We start from the raw sequence: 13,204 nt of genomic DNA, 5'->3' as shown, positions 1-13,204 counted from the left end.
CTAGACGGCTTTGCAGGCCGTTTTTCACACATATAAATCAATCACTTACGCGAAAACCGCTCAATTGACCGCTTGAACCAGACCTCACGGCTTCGCTTCTGCATTCTTATTCTTGCCTGCCTGCCCTGCGTCCTGCCGCAGGGCAGGCAGTTGCTTTAACAGGTCTGGAAGTGCCAGCTTTACGGTATCCCAAACCACGTCGAGGTTGATATCGAAATAACCATGGGCGATACGGTTACGCATGCCGCGCATGCCGCGCCACGGCACTTCCGGATGCGCCAGTGAAAATTCGGGGTAGCCATCCATCACCTTTGTGGCTGCCTCACCGATAATGATGACGCTCATAATGACAGCTTGCTGTGTGCGCTTGTCCGCCAAGAACGCATCTTTGTCCATGCCTTCCACGAAACTGCATGCATCCGATGCAGCCTGTTGCATATGGTCGAGGTAATCCGGCAGCCTGTTATCGTTCATACAGGCAGCGCCTCAGCGAGCACGCTGGCACGGAACTTCGACGGCAAATCAGCCGGAGTCAGCAGATCAACGTGGATACCAAGTAAAGATTCCAGCTCGTCTTGCAAACAGCCAAGGTCAAACAGCGTCGTACCAGGAAGCGCGTCAACCAGCAGATCCAAGTCGCTGTCATCCCTGTCGGTGCCATGCAGCACTGACCCGAAAATGCGCAAATTCGCTGTACGGAAGCGGCTTGCCGCTTCGCGCACGGCAATTCGGTGCTGTTCTAGCGCAGTGGATGGTCGCATGGGTGTCTTTTTCAAATTTATTGAAGTATCAAGAGAACTACAAAGCAATTTCCAGAACAGCGCATGCCCGAAGGTACGACAGCGAAACACAACGCGCTAGCACATACGGGTGCAAGCCATAGATAGCTCACCATCAGGGCATGGCAGTGGACATTGTTACGGCTATTTTAGCGCATGCTTGCCGACAGCTCTAAAGTCTCTGCGCGCACTAGGCCCAAGTTGAAATACTACCGAAATGTCTGACTGATCGTCGGGATCGATGCCAACGGGCCTGGACTCCGGATGGCGAACCTGGCCCCTGTGGTGGTCAAGTAATTTCGGACACTACGATAGGTTCGCGTGCTGCCATTGTCCGTTCATAGATGGCGGGCGGCAGGTTGCCCAGTACTGAATTGATTCGTTTGCAGTTGTAGAAGCCGACGATGTAGTCGGTGATATCGGCCTTGGCCTCGGCGTGGTTGGCATATTGGCGCTGCCACACGCGCTCCATCTTGAGGTTCAGGAAGAAGCGTTCGGCCACCGCATTATCCCAGCAGTTTCCCTTCCGGCTCATGCTGCAGACGAAGCCATGCCGCGATAGCAGATCCTGGTAAAGCTCGCTGGCGTGTTGGCTGCCCCGGTCCGAATGGACGATCAAGCCCGGCGCTGGTCGCCGCTGCTGGATGGCCATGTTGAGCGCATCACAGACCAGCTTGGCTGGCATGCTCGGCGCCATGGCCCAGCCGACCACCTTGCGCGCGTACAGGTCCAGCACAATGGCCAGGTACAGCCACCCCGCGCCGGTACGGATATAGGTGATGTCGGTGGCGTAGGCGAGATTGGGCGCGCTCGGATTGAACTGCCGGTTCAGCACATTGGCGGCGATCGGCAAGTCGTGCTTGCTGTCGGTCGTGTGGACGAACTTGCGCTTCCAGACCGGCTTCAAGCCCGCCTGGCGCATCAAGCTGCGTACCTTGTAGCGTCCAAGGTGAAACCCGGCATTGGCCATGGCCGTGACCAGCCGACGGCTACCATAGCTCTGCTGGCTTGCCGAGAAGGCGGCTCGCAGGTGGACGCCTGCCTTGCAGGCCACCGGCTTGGCGGGACGTCGCTGCGCCTCGTAATAGCCGGACCGGCTAACGTTGAGGACGCGGCAACTCTGTAAGATCGGGATGGCCTCCTTTTGCAACTGCCGAATGAGCTGATAGGTCATTTCATTTCGCGGGCAAAGAAGGCCGAGGCTTTTTTTAAGATGGTCACATCCTGTCGCAGTTGCTGATTTTCCAGCTCCAGTTGCCGGATGCGCTGCTGCTCGGCGGTGAGCGGCTTGCCGATGCCAGGTTGACCGTTCTGCTCAGCACCGTACTGCGCCAGCCAGCGACGAATCGCGGTCTGTCCTATGCTCATGCTTTCGCTGACATGCTGGACGCTCAGGCCCTGTTCTTTGATCATCCGGACAACTTCCAGCTTCAAGCTGGGATCGAATGTTTGGCGTTTCCTTTTTGTCATGCTTAACTCCTCAGATGGTGAATTTTCCACCTATCGAGGTGTCCGGGCAAATTAGACCACAGCATAACTTCAGCAAACAGGAGCTGGCTGCTTGAAACAGGAGTCTCCACCATTGACAGGGCACCTCACTTTGCCAAGACGTCCGGGTAAGGTACGCCTTCATTCAGGAAGTACAGGACGAATTTCCGGTGCGGCGCTTGTGCAAGATGATGAGAGTTCATCCCAGCGGTTTCTATGCGTGGTGCCTTCAGCCAGAAAGCAAGTGGGCCAAAGAAGACAAGCGCCTGCTCGGTCACATTAAGCAGTCATGGCTGGAAAGCGGCGCGGTCTACGGTTACCGCAAGGTAACCATAGACCTGCGCGACTTGGGCGAGCGATGCGGCATCAATCGCGTTCACCGCATCATGCGCTCAGCGGGGCTACGCTCGCAGACCGGATACGGCAAGCGTAAGTGGAAAGGCGGCGGCGTGCCATCGTGGTGGCGCCGAATCACCTGCAGCGGCAATTTGACGTGCTTAAGCCCAACCGAGTCTGGGTGACGGGCATAACCTACATTCGAACCCATGAAGGCTGGCTATACCTGGCAGTGGTACTCGACCTGTTTTCACGCCAGGTCGTCGGGTGGTCGATGAGTTCACGGATTGACACGGAGCTGGCGATGAATGCGCTGCTGATGGCGGTTTGGCGGCGCAAGCCGGCCGATCCAGTGATGGTTCATTCAGATCAGGGTTCGCAGTTCACCAGCAAGGACTGGCGGGATTTCTTGACGGCGCATCGGCTTGAACCAAGCATGAGCCGGCGTGGAAACTGTCACGACAATGCTGTCGCGGAGAGCTTCTTCCAGCTGTTAAAGCACGAGCGCATCAAGCGCAAGACCTATGCAACCAGGGGCGACGCCAAGCAGGACATCTTCGACTACATCGAGATGTTCTACAATCCGAAGCGCCGTCACGGATTTAATGACAGGCTTTCGCCAGCAGAGTTTGAGCGAAGGCATTTTGAACGGCTCGCGGGTGTCTAGCAGACTCGTGGCGATTCAAGCGGCACTACAAGGAACAATGGCAAGTGGCTCGCTATGCCGATGCGTTGCGCATCACGCACCCGCGGCTGAACCGCCTTTGCCTGAAGCTGTCCGGGCAGTCCGCCTTTGAACTGACACAAGACAGGCTGATGCTGGAAGCTTGCCCCAAACTGATTTATCTGCCAGCCAGCATTGCCAGCATCGCCTATGAGCTCGGTTTTCAGGATCCGGCTTACTTCAGCCGCCTGTTCAAAAAACGGGTCGGCGTGACGCCCAAGGTCTTCCGCCAGTCGGAACGGGCTTGGTGAGTTGAGGCGTTGGGGCGCATCGCCGGCCCGGGCACGGTTAGCCCGCCGGCACGGCAGCGACGACGCGCTGTTCAATCAGGCCGAAGGGCATGTTTCCCTGCGAGTCCTGCGCCGCCATCCGCACCGTGTCGCCGAAGCGCATGAAACCGGTACGCGCTTCGCCCTGGTCTATGATCTCGATCACGCGGCGCTCGGCGATGCAAGCCGAACCGGCGCCACGATCAACGTTGGACACGGTGCCGGAACCGATCACCGTGCCGGCCGATAGCCGGCGGGTACGCGCAGCGTGCGCAATCAGTTCGCCGAAACTGTAGTTCATCTCGGCACCGTTCGGGTGGCCGAACCAAGCGCCGTTCCAGCGCACTGCGAGCGCCAGCTTGACGCGGCCGTCGCTCCACCGGTCGCCCAGTTCATCCGGCGTGATTGCCAGCGGCGCGAAGCTGGTCGAGGGTTTGCACTGGAAGAAGCCGAAACCTGTCGCCATCTCGCGCGGGCCGAGCTTGCGCAAGCTCCAGTCGTTGAGCTGCACCAGCAGCCGCACCTGCTGCTGAGCCGCTTGCGCCGTTGCGCCCATCGGCACGTGGCCGACGATGACGCCGAACTCGCCTTCAAAGTCGATGCCCTGGCTTTCATCCGGTAGCGCGACGTCGTCGTGCGGGCCGAGAAAGTCGTCCGAAGCGCCCTGGTACATGACGGGTATCGTCTCGAAGTCCGGTATCGGCTCGGTGTTGAAAGCGCGTTCCATCAGCCTGCCATGATTCAGGAAGGCCGACGCATCGCACCACTGGTAGCTGCGCGGCAGCGGCGCCGCGCAGTTGCGCGGGTCGAAGGCGAAACTGCCCGGCGCACAGCCTTGGTTCAGCAGGCCGTATAATTCCTGCAACGCAGGCGCAAGCTGCTCCCACCGTTCCAGCGCATCGATCAGGGTGGCGGCAATGCCGTGCGCCTCCACGGCCGTTGCGCCGTCACGCGCGACCAGCACCAGGCGGCCGTCGGGCGACGCCGATTTCAAGCTTGCGAATTTCATCTCGTTTCCCCTGATCAGATCGGCAAATTCAGCGCGTCCAGCGTTTCCCGCATGATGCGGCCATGCTCGGCCTTGTCGCCGCCGGTGATTTCAATTTCGCCCAGGCGGCCGGAGTTATCCACCACCATGCGGCAACGTTCCCAGCGGCGCTCTTCGAACGACGCCAGCGCCAACGCCATATCCTCGTGACGTTCCAGCTCCTGCGCCAGCACGATGGCATCCTCGATGCCGATGCAGGCTCCGGAAGCCAAGTGGGGCGTCGTGGCGTGCACGGCATCGCCGATCAGCACGACACGGCCTGCGCTCCATGGGCGCGGCAGCAGCAAGCGTTCCAGCGGACGGTAAATGATCTGCGAGCTCACGCTCAATTCGCTGCGGATGGACTGCAGCAGCGGCACGTTGAACGGCGCCAGCAACGCCTGCAGCCGGTCCAGGAATTCGGCCGGCGGAATGTGGCTGTTCTCAGCCCGGTCCTCGGTCACGTACATATACATTTCCGTGGCCGACACCGGATTCAGGCCGACCTTGATTTTCGGCCCCAGCCACATGACAGCCCGCTCCACCCCGGCCGCGCGCGGCAGCACCGCCCGCCACACGCCCTGCCCTGTGTACCGCGGCGCCGGAGCCGCGGGGAACAGCCGCGCGCGTATTGCAGAATACAGACCGTCGGCACCGATCAGCAGATCATACCGCCCGCTGCTGCCGTCCGTGAAGCTGACGTGCACACCTGGCCCGTCCTGGGTTATGGCATCAAACGTGCAGCCGAGCCGGACGCGCGTCCCGGACGCGCGCGTGGCCTCGGACAAGATCCCGGCCAGCACCGGGCGCAAGATGGCGCCGCCGCCCGGCACGTCCGGGCCGGCGATGCGCGGCGTCGGCAGTTGCGCAAGCCGATGGCCGTTCTGCGTGCAGATATCGACACCGTCGGTGCCAGCACCGCGTTTCAGGAATGCGTCCAGGATGCCCAGCGTGCCGAACGCGCGCAGCGTGGCGCCGCCCAGGCTGATGCCGGCGCCGTAGGAACGCCAGGACGGATCGATCTCCACCAGCTCAACTTCCATGCCCCGCTTGCGCAGTTCGATGGCGGCAGCCATGCCGGAGAAGCCGCCGCCGATGATCAGAACTCTCTTTGTTTGTGCCATGCCGCTCTCTCTCGCGATGTTTTTACGCCTGCGCCTGCCCGTCCCGGAACCAATGCCAGCCCTGCGCGCCCCCGGCCAGCCGGTCGGTTGGTAGTCATTGCTTGTCCGTCCGACTAAAGCGCAGTGCGGCCGCCCAGGGCCTCCGCCACCCAGTCGGCGATGTAGGCGCCGGCGTTGGCCGAGTTGTCGAAGCTGGAGTGCTGCACGCCGCCTTCGCGCTGCGTGAAGATCTTCAGCTCACGGCGTGGGCTGTTGACCAGCTGGTCGTAGGTGCGCTGCGCCCAGTGCAGCGGGATCTGCGAGTCCTTCTCGCCGTGCGTCACCAGAAACGGCACTTTGATGCGGTCAAGCACACCGTCCAGGTGGACTTTGTCGGCGATGCGCATGAACTGCTCCATATCGCCGGCGCCCCACACCCAGCGCACGTGTTCCCAGTAGTGCGGCACGGGAAAACTGCCTTCCTTGGCCAGACGCTTCTTCTGCACATCGCGCCAGTCGTGGTTTGCCCCCCAGACCACGCCGCAGGCGAAGCGCGGCTCGAAGGCCACCGCACGCGGGCAGTAATAGCCGCCCAGGGACACGCCTTCCAGGCCGATGCGCTTCGCGTCGACGTCGCTGCGGGTCTCCAGCCAGTCCACCACCTTGCTGGCCCAGCGCTCGCTGTCGTAGACGGCGGTCAGGCCTTGCAGGCGCAGCGCCTCGCCCGTGCCGGGCTGGTCGATCAGCAGCGAAGCCACGCCGCGCTGCGCCAGCCAGCGCGGCAGGCCCACGCGGTACTTCATCTCCTTGGTCGAATCCAGGCCGTTGACCTGCACCAGCAGCGGCGCCGGTCCTGTGATGCCCTCGGCCCGTACCAGCAAGCCCGAAAGATGCGTATCGCCGTAAGGGATTTCGACACGCTCGCAGTTCTCGCCCGCCAGTGCAATGCCTCGGTTGAACACCTCGATGAAGCGCTGGTACAGTTCCACGCGTCCGGGCGCGCCGTGCGCCTGCAGGCGCTCCGCAGTCAGGTAGTAGGTTGCGGCGCGGCCGTATTTGTCGCCGGCCGAGATCAGGCGTCCGCGCTGCTCGTCCTCCTCGGCCAGCGCGCACAGCTTGTCGGCCATGTGGGTCCAGGTTTCGCGGAAGGCCTTGCTGCCGGCTGCATCCTGCTGCTTGGCGGCGTCCTGCAAGGGCGCGCACATTTCTTCGATTTCGCCGATGCGCGCGCCCATCTCGATGGCCAGGTCGACCGACAGGTTCCAGACGTAGTTGGCCGGGAAGTATTTGAACATGATGCTTTCCTTCTTGTGATTGATCGTGTTGCGGCGGCGCAGTTCAGTCGAAGATGGCGACGGCGCGGGTCCAGCCGGCGGATGCGGCGCGGATCTTGTGCGGGAAACAGCTGATCGTGAAGCCGTCCGCCGGCAGCGCCTCCAGGTTGTGCATCTTCTCCAGGTGGCAGTAGCCGATGTCGCGGCCGGCCTTGTGGCCTTCCCAGATCAGGCTGACGTCGCCCGTTTCCTGGATGCGCTTGGCCGTGTAGCTGAACGGCGCGTCCCAGCTCCAGGCATCGGTGCCGGTGACGCGGATGCCGCGCTCCAGCAAATACATGGTCGCCTCGTAGCCCATGCCGCAGCCGCAATTGACGTAATCCGGCTGGCCATAGCGCGAACCGGCGCGCGTGTTGACAACGACGATTTCCAGCGGCTGCAGCGTATGGCCGATGCGCGCCAGTTCCGCCTCCACGTCCCGGGCGGTGACGACGTAGCCGTCTTCAAAGTGGCGGAAATCCAGCTTTACGCCTGGCTGGAAGCACCATTCGAGCGGCACTTCGTCGATGGTGATCGAACGCTCAGCCTCGCCCAGTTTGCGGTTCATGGTCGAGTGGAAGTGGTAAGGCGCATCGAGGTGGGTGCCGCTGTGTGTGGTCAGGCGCACCCACTCCGCTGCCGCGGCTTCGCCGTCGGGAAAGTCGACGGCTTTGGTGCCGGGCAGCAGATGCATGAATTCACCCAACGTCTGGCTGTGGTTTTGATATTCGATCTTTGGCGCCAGGATAGGCGGATCGGACAGGACTTCGTTTTCCAGATAGATCGACAGATCGACAAAACGGCGTGGCATGGCAATTCCTCTTCATGGTTGCTCGACTCAGGCATCCTATGCAGGCCGGGCATATCTGTAAAATCGTTTATACCGATTCGAGCTATTCGTGCAAGCGATTTTACTTACCTGGCATATCTGCGCAAACTCGTGTCCCCCGAACACAATGGAGGAGCAGCGCGATGAAGCCATACCGCCTGTGCAAGCTGGACGACCTGCCGGATGGCGAGGCGCGCGGATTCGATCCCCTGTGCCAGGGGCAAGACAGCGTGCTGCTGGTCAGGCGCGGCCGCCAAGTCGTCGCCTACCGCGACCTGTGCCCGCACTACGGCGCCACGCCGATGGCATGGCGGCGCCATGCCTATCTGAACGCGCAGCGCACCCACATCGTGTGCGCCGCACACGGCGCGCTGTTCGAGATTGGCGACGGCAACTGCGTGCAAGGCCCATGCCTGGGACAATCGCTCACCAGCCTGGCCGTCGATATCAGCGAGGACGGCGACATCACCGTGCGCCTGAATCCGTGAGCCCAAGGCTACCAGAACGAATAGAACGGCGGCGGCGTGGCGGCAGCGTGTACCTGCTGCGTCAGCAGCCTGCCTGACAGGCTGACGTCCTGTATGGTGCTGCAGGCCGTGGGGTCGAAGGGGAACACCGACGGATGCGCGCCGGCGTCGATGGCGCGCGCCAGCACCTCCAGACGCGGCGCCACTTCGTCCCAGCGTTCCAGCGCGCGGCTGATGCTGGGCGCGATGAAACCGGCGTCCACGGCCACGCTCAAGTCGCGCGAGACGACCAGCAGGCGGCCGTCCGGATCGCCGGTGTTCAGGGAGGCGAGTTTCATGCACCCGGCGGCGGGCCGCCCGGCGCCCACTTCTCGCGCGCCTGGAACAGGAACAGCTGCGACGCGTCCGCGCTCATGGGCGCCTGGCGCGCTACCCACGAATCGTCATGGCTGTCCATGTCGGCGTCGTATTCCACGTGGCAGCCGAGCGGACTGTTGAAGTACCAGAACCAGTTCGAACCCATCTTGTGCCGTCCCGGCCCCCAGAACGACTGATAGCCCTTGTTGACAAAGCGCGTGCCGGCCAGCAGTACCTCGGTCGGGCCGCCCATGTGGAAGGTGAAGTGCTCGCAGCCTTTCATGAACGGCGGCGTCTGGATCAGGAACAAGGTGTGGTGCTCCTCGCTTCCGGCCGGCCGCAGGAACGGCCCAGCGTCCAGCAGCCTGTCGGTGCAGCGGAAGCCCAGCCGGTCGCGGTAGAAGGCTTCCGCCTTCTGCGCATCCGGTACGAAATACACCACATGCGACAGCGAACGCGGACGCGCCTCCGCCCCCTCATCCACGGCTGGCACGTTGATGGCGCGCCGGGTGCTGGCGCCCGGCGCGTTGACTGCCTCGGCGCGCAGGTCCAGCGGCTTGCGAACGCTGACCTGGAATCCCAGCACAAAGCCCATGTCGTCCACCGCTTCGATACTGCCGTCGCCAAGGCGGCGCACCTCGCGGTCCCGCCCCAGTTCCTCGGCGATGGCGTCCAGCACGCCTTGCTCGGCCACGCCGTAGACGGTCTTGCGCAGCATGCTGGCGGTGCCCATCGCCGGCGGCAAGGCGTCGCTGTCCTTGTGCGCGATGACGATGGCGGTGCCGTCGAGCGCTTCAAAACGGCCCGCACCCGCCGGTTCCAGCCCGTAGTCGGTCAAATACTGCGCGCAGGCTTCCACGTCGTCGACGCCGAAGACCAGCGCATCCGGTCCAATGATATTCATGAGTTGATGCTTTCTGTTAGAAGTTGTAGCTGCCGCGGATACCGTAGGTGCGCGGGTCGCTGATGAAGAAGGAGCCCGGCACACGGCTCTGGATGGTGATCTCGTCCTCAATGTTCTTGACGAACACCTGCACGTTCCACTTGCCGCCAGGGCTGTCGTAGGCTATCGATGCATCGGATTTGCGGAACGACGGCTGGCGGTAACGGATGTCCAGGGTCGGGTCGCTCAGGTAGTAGGAAGTCGAATGGCGGGTGCCAACGTTGGCCGCGATCTCGCCGCCGTTATCGAGCGTAAAGCGGTGGGTGTAGGACAGGCCGATGGTGGAGGTCGGCGCGCGGTCCAGCTTCTCGCCCGTGTAGTCGATATTGGCGCCCGGACGATAGCCCTTGTAGTGGGCGTCGGTGGCAGCCATGGTCGCGCGCAGCTCGCCGCCCGCACCGACCCGCAGCTTGCCCTCCAGTTCCGCGCCGTTGACCACCGAGTTCGCGGCATTGCTGGTGAAGGAATGGCAGGTGGCAGGATCGTTGGTACGGCAGGTGGTGATGGTCAGCTGCTGGTCCTTGTAGTCGTAGTGAAATACGTTGGCCGCTACTTGAAGATGATTGTCCAGGAAGCGGCCCTTGACGCCGGCTTCGTACGACGTCAGCGTTTCCGGCTTATACCTGCCGGTATCGGCTTCGGCATTGAAGCCGCCCGACTTGTAGCCGGTCGATATGCTGGCATACAGCATCACATTGCGCATCACGTCATGGTCGACACCCACCTTCCAGCTGGTATTGGTGAAGGCGACGTCGGCCGCATAGGCCTTGGCGCTGGTGGTGGCCGGCGGCACGGCGGCCTGGCCGCTGAGCGGATCGTAGCCGGACTTGCGGTCCCGGGTGTAGCGCAGGCCCATGGTCAGGCGGGTGTCGTCGCGCAAGGAATAGGTGGCCTGGCCAAACGCCGCCTTCGACTGGTTGTTGATGGACGCCAGGAATGGCAGGTTCACCACCAGTTGGCCGAACGGCGCGGTAACGTAGGTGTTGTACTGCGCGTCGCGGAACACGTCCTCGTTGAAGTGGTAGACCCCGGCGACCCAGCGCAGCGCACCGGCGCCCGTGGAATTGATGCGCAGTTCGTGCGAGCGCGCCGTGCTTTCGCCGTTGTTGCTGTTGGTGAAGGGGAAACCGAAGTAGACGCCGTTGTTCAACTGGTCCACATGCATGCGCATCTGCGCCACCTGGTAAGTCAGTTCGGCGCCGGCCAGCACGGTCTTGAATTCGCCGCGCAGCGAATTGGCGAAGTTGTCGCGCTCCCGCTGGCCGGTCTGCTTGAACTCCCAGGCCGTGGTGCGCTGCGCGTCGCTGCCGCGGTCCACGTACACCGGATTGAGCAGGTCGTTGCCCCGCCCTGGCGCGGTGAAGGGCAAGGTGCCGGTCGGGGTGCCGCTGAAGAAGTTCGTCAGCGGCACCGGCGCCACGCCGCCGCCGCCGATCTTGTTGTGCTCCGCGGTCAGCAGCAGGCTGGTCTCGGGGCTGAAGCTGCCCAGCAGGTGCACGCGCGCCGACTTGTCGTCCTGGCTTTCCAGGCTGATTTTATTCGGACCGGGATTGAGGAAGGTGTCGTGCTTGTTGGCGTTCACGGCGGCGCGCAAGGCCCACACCTCGCCCAGCGGAATATTCAGCACGCCGTCGTAGCGCACGGTGTTGTAATTGCCGATCTCCAGGCCGACTTTGCCTTCCAGCTTGCGCGTGGGCCTGTTGGTGATCAGGTTGATGGCGCCGGCGGTGGCGTTGCGGCCGTACAGCGTGCCCTGCGGCCCGCGCAGCACTTCGATGCGATCCAGGTCGTAGAAGGCCACTGCCTGCGCTTCGTAGCGCGGAACGTAGGCGCCGTCGACGTGGAAGGCGGCCGATGGATCACCCTTTTCGGTCATGTCCAGACTGGTCACGCCGCGTATGGCCACCTGCAGCATGCCGCTCTCCTGCGCGATCTCGACGTTGGGCAGCGTGGTGCCCAGCGCGCGCGGATCGACGGTGCCGGCGTTTTTCAGGTCCTCGCCGGAAATGACGGACAGCGCCAGCGGCGTCTTGCTGGCCGGTTGCGCAATCTTCTGTGCGGTGACGATCACTTCCGTCAGCCCGGAGTCCTTCTTGGCTTCGGCCTCTTGCGCGATGGTGACGCCGGCGACGGACAGGGCGCCAATGGCGATCAAGGCCTGGGCGATGGAAGTCAGCTGTGGGTTCTGCATGGTTATCTCCTAATGTGCGCGGCACTTCTTGGGATGCCGCTCTGGGTTGGGTACGCAGAAAAATGATAGGCGCTTACCCACCCACAGCTCCAGCCTATATTACGGATAGCTCGCATCCATGGGCCGGATAGGAGCACCGCAGGAAATGGCTTACCCATAAAAAAATAGCCCCGTCAATCGCTTGACGGGGCCGCGCGGAGCAACAGGAAGCGCTGGCCGGATCAGGAGGGCAGCGGCGTCCAAAGGCCGCCCGCGCGCGACGACGCCTGCACGGTTTCGATGAACAGCACGCCGCGCAAGCCGTCGTCGATGGTCGGGAAACTCGCGGCGCCGGGATCGCCGCCATGGCGCCGCGCCAGCAGGTGGTCGGCGATTTCGCGATAGAGCGCGCCGAAAGCGTCGATATAGCCTTCCGGATGCCCGGCGGGCACGCGGCTGGTGCGCGCACCGGCCGCGTTCATGGCCGCACTGCCGCGGGTGAGAATGCGGGTCGGTTCGCCCAGCGGCGTCCAAAACAGCTCGTTGGGCTGCTGCTGCGCCCATTCGAGGCCGCCGGCGCTGCCGAACACCCGGATGCGCAACTCATTGGCGCAGCCCGGCGCGACCTGGCTGGCCCACAGCATGCCGCGCGCGCCGCCCCGATAGCGCAGCAGCACCTGCACGTCGTCGTCGATCACCCTTCCGGGCACAAAGGAACTCAGTTGCGCCGCCAGCGATTCAAGCGGCAGCCCGGCTATGGTGTCGGCCAACTGCCAGGCGTGCGAGCCGATATCGCCGATGGCGCCGCCGCCCGCTTTGGCCGGATCGGTGCGCCAGGCGGCCTGCTTTTGCCCGCTCTGCTCCAGCGGCGCGGCCAGCCAGTCCTGCGCGTACTCCACGTTCACCACGCGGATCTCGCCCAGCGCGCCCTCGCGCACCATCTGCTGCGCGTGGCGCACCATGGGATAGGCCGAATAATTGTGCGTCACCGCAAACAGCAGGCCGTGCCGCTCGGCCAGCGCCTTGAGCATGCGCGCATCGCCGCTGTTGGTGGTGACCGGCTTGTCGCAGATGACGTGGATGCCGGCCTCCAGGAAGGCGCGCGCCACCGGCGCATGCATGTGATTCGGCGTGACGATGCACACCGCCTCGATGCCGTCTTCGCGCGCGCCCTCGGTCTGCGCCATCTGCAGGTAGTCGTCATAGATGCGCTCCAGTCCCAGCGCACTCCCTGAGCGCTGCGATGCCTGCGCGCTGGACGACAAGGCGCCGGCCACCAGCTGGTAGCGGTCGTCGAAGCGCGCCGCATGGCGGTGCACGGCACCGATGAAGGCGCCCTCCCCGCCGCCCACCATGCCGAGCCGGATGCGGCCCGGGAAAGTACTCGTCTGGTCCATGC

General features: G+C 63.3%; 12 protein-coding genes and 2 pseudogenes. 3 read left to right on the top strand and 11 right to left on the bottom strand.

Annotation, left to right across the window (positions count from 1 at the left end; genetic code table 11):
- Positions 1–84 precede the first annotated feature (84 nt).
- From ACSQ8Y_RS04570 to ACSQ8Y_RS04560, 3 genes are all read right to left on the bottom strand, one after another.
- Positions 85–474 carry a HepT-like ribonuclease domain-containing protein gene (locus tag ACSQ8Y_RS04570; RefSeq protein ID WP_436265267.1) on the bottom strand — a complete coding sequence of 130 codons (390 nt, stop codon included), beginning with the start codon at positions 472–474 and terminating at the stop codon, positions 85–87.
- The gene (locus tag ACSQ8Y_RS04565) at positions 471–761 is read right to left on the bottom strand and encodes a nucleotidyltransferase family protein (RefSeq protein WP_436265266.1); all 291 of its coding nucleotides are present in this window, start codon (positions 759–761) and stop codon (positions 471–473) included. Before ACSQ8Y_RS04565 ends, ACSQ8Y_RS04570 begins: the two co-directional genes overlap by 4 nt.
- A 307-nt stretch (positions 762–1,068) precedes the next feature.
- Positions 1,069–2,249 (bottom strand): IS3 family transposase gene (locus ACSQ8Y_RS04560; protein WP_436265265.1). Its coding sequence is split into 2 segments (ribosomal slippage): positions 1,069–2,000 and positions 2,000–2,249, totalling 1,182 coding nucleotides; the frame shifts between segments, so codons are not numbered across the junction.
- Between the two features lie 128 nt (positions 2,250–2,377).
- Here ACSQ8Y_RS04560 and ACSQ8Y_RS04555 point away from each other — a divergent pair.
- Both ACSQ8Y_RS04555 and ACSQ8Y_RS04550 read left to right on the top strand, forming a co-directional pair.
- Positions 2,378–3,270, top strand: a pseudogene (locus ACSQ8Y_RS04555) (IS3 family transposase); the annotation flags it as partial.
- A 17-nt stretch (positions 3,271–3,287) separates the two neighbouring features.
- Positions 3,288–3,578: pseudogene (locus ACSQ8Y_RS04550) on the top strand (helix-turn-helix domain-containing protein); the annotation flags it as partial.
- 37 nt (positions 3,579–3,615) lie between these two features.
- On the opposite strand, the gene ACSQ8Y_RS04545 reads toward ACSQ8Y_RS04550, so the two are convergent.
- From ACSQ8Y_RS04545 to ACSQ8Y_RS04530, 4 genes are all read right to left on the bottom strand, one after another.
- Positions 3,616–4,605, bottom strand: a complete 990-nt coding sequence (locus tag ACSQ8Y_RS04545; RefSeq protein ID WP_436265264.1) for a fumarylacetoacetate hydrolase family protein — start codon at positions 4,603–4,605, stop codon at positions 3,616–3,618.
- Positions 4,606–4,619: 14 nt separating this feature from the next.
- Positions 4,620–5,747 (bottom strand): FAD-dependent oxidoreductase, encoded by a 1,128-nt coding sequence (locus tag ACSQ8Y_RS04540; protein ID WP_436265263.1) that lies wholly within the window; start codon positions 5,745–5,747, stop codon positions 4,620–4,622.
- Between the two features lie 113 nt (positions 5,748–5,860).
- Positions 5,861–7,021, bottom strand: a complete 1,161-nt coding sequence (locus ACSQ8Y_RS04535) for an alpha/beta hydrolase family protein (RefSeq protein ID WP_436265262.1) — start codon at positions 7,019–7,021, stop codon at positions 5,861–5,863.
- Between the two features lie 43 nt (positions 7,022–7,064).
- Positions 7,065–7,850, bottom strand: a complete 786-nt coding sequence (locus ACSQ8Y_RS04530) for a cyclase family protein (RefSeq protein ID WP_436265261.1) — start codon at positions 7,848–7,850, stop codon at positions 7,065–7,067.
- A 161-nt stretch (positions 7,851–8,011) separates the two neighbouring features.
- On the opposite strand from ACSQ8Y_RS04530, the gene ACSQ8Y_RS04525 reads away from it, so the two are divergent.
- Positions 8,012–8,356, top strand: coding sequence for a Rieske (2Fe-2S) protein (locus ACSQ8Y_RS04525; protein ID WP_436265260.1), 345 nt, complete (start codon positions 8,012–8,014; stop codon positions 8,354–8,356).
- Positions 8,357–8,364: 8 nt separating this feature from the next.
- Here ACSQ8Y_RS04525 and ACSQ8Y_RS04520 read toward each other — a convergent pair whose 3' ends face one another.
- The 4 genes from ACSQ8Y_RS04520 to ACSQ8Y_RS04505 all read right to left on the bottom strand — a co-directional run bounded on the left by ACSQ8Y_RS04520 (position 8,365) and on the right by ACSQ8Y_RS04505 (position 13,202).
- Positions 8,365–8,673 carry a hypothetical protein gene (locus ACSQ8Y_RS04520; protein WP_436265259.1) on the bottom strand — a complete coding sequence of 103 codons (309 nt, stop codon included), beginning with the start codon at positions 8,671–8,673 and terminating at the stop codon, positions 8,365–8,367.
- On the bottom strand, positions 8,670–9,596 hold the full coding sequence (locus tag ACSQ8Y_RS04515; RefSeq protein ID WP_436265258.1) for a VOC family protein: 927 nt from the start codon (positions 9,594–9,596) through the stop codon (positions 8,670–8,672). The genes ACSQ8Y_RS04520 and ACSQ8Y_RS04515 overlap by 4 nt, the downstream gene beginning before the upstream one ends.
- Before the next feature lie 16 nt (positions 9,597–9,612).
- A complete protein-coding gene (locus ACSQ8Y_RS04510; protein WP_436265257.1) occupies positions 9,613–11,826 on the bottom strand; it encodes a TonB-dependent receptor in 2,214 nt (737 codons plus the stop codon).
- A 221-nt stretch (positions 11,827–12,047) separates the two neighbouring features.
- Complete coding sequence (locus ACSQ8Y_RS04505) at positions 12,048–13,202, bottom strand: Gfo/Idh/MocA family protein (RefSeq protein WP_436265256.1); 1,155 nt, start codon at positions 13,200–13,202, stop codon at positions 12,048–12,050.
- Between the last annotated feature and the right edge of the window lie 2 nt (positions 13,203–13,204).

The sequence above is a fragment of the Pseudoduganella sp. LjRoot289 genome (genome assembly GCF_964252925.1).
Classification (GTDB): Bacteria; Pseudomonadota; Gammaproteobacteria; order Burkholderiales; family Burkholderiaceae_D; genus Rugamonas.
The sequence above is the reverse complement of the archived record's forward strand: the minus strand, read 5'-3'. Positions and strand labels throughout refer to the sequence as shown.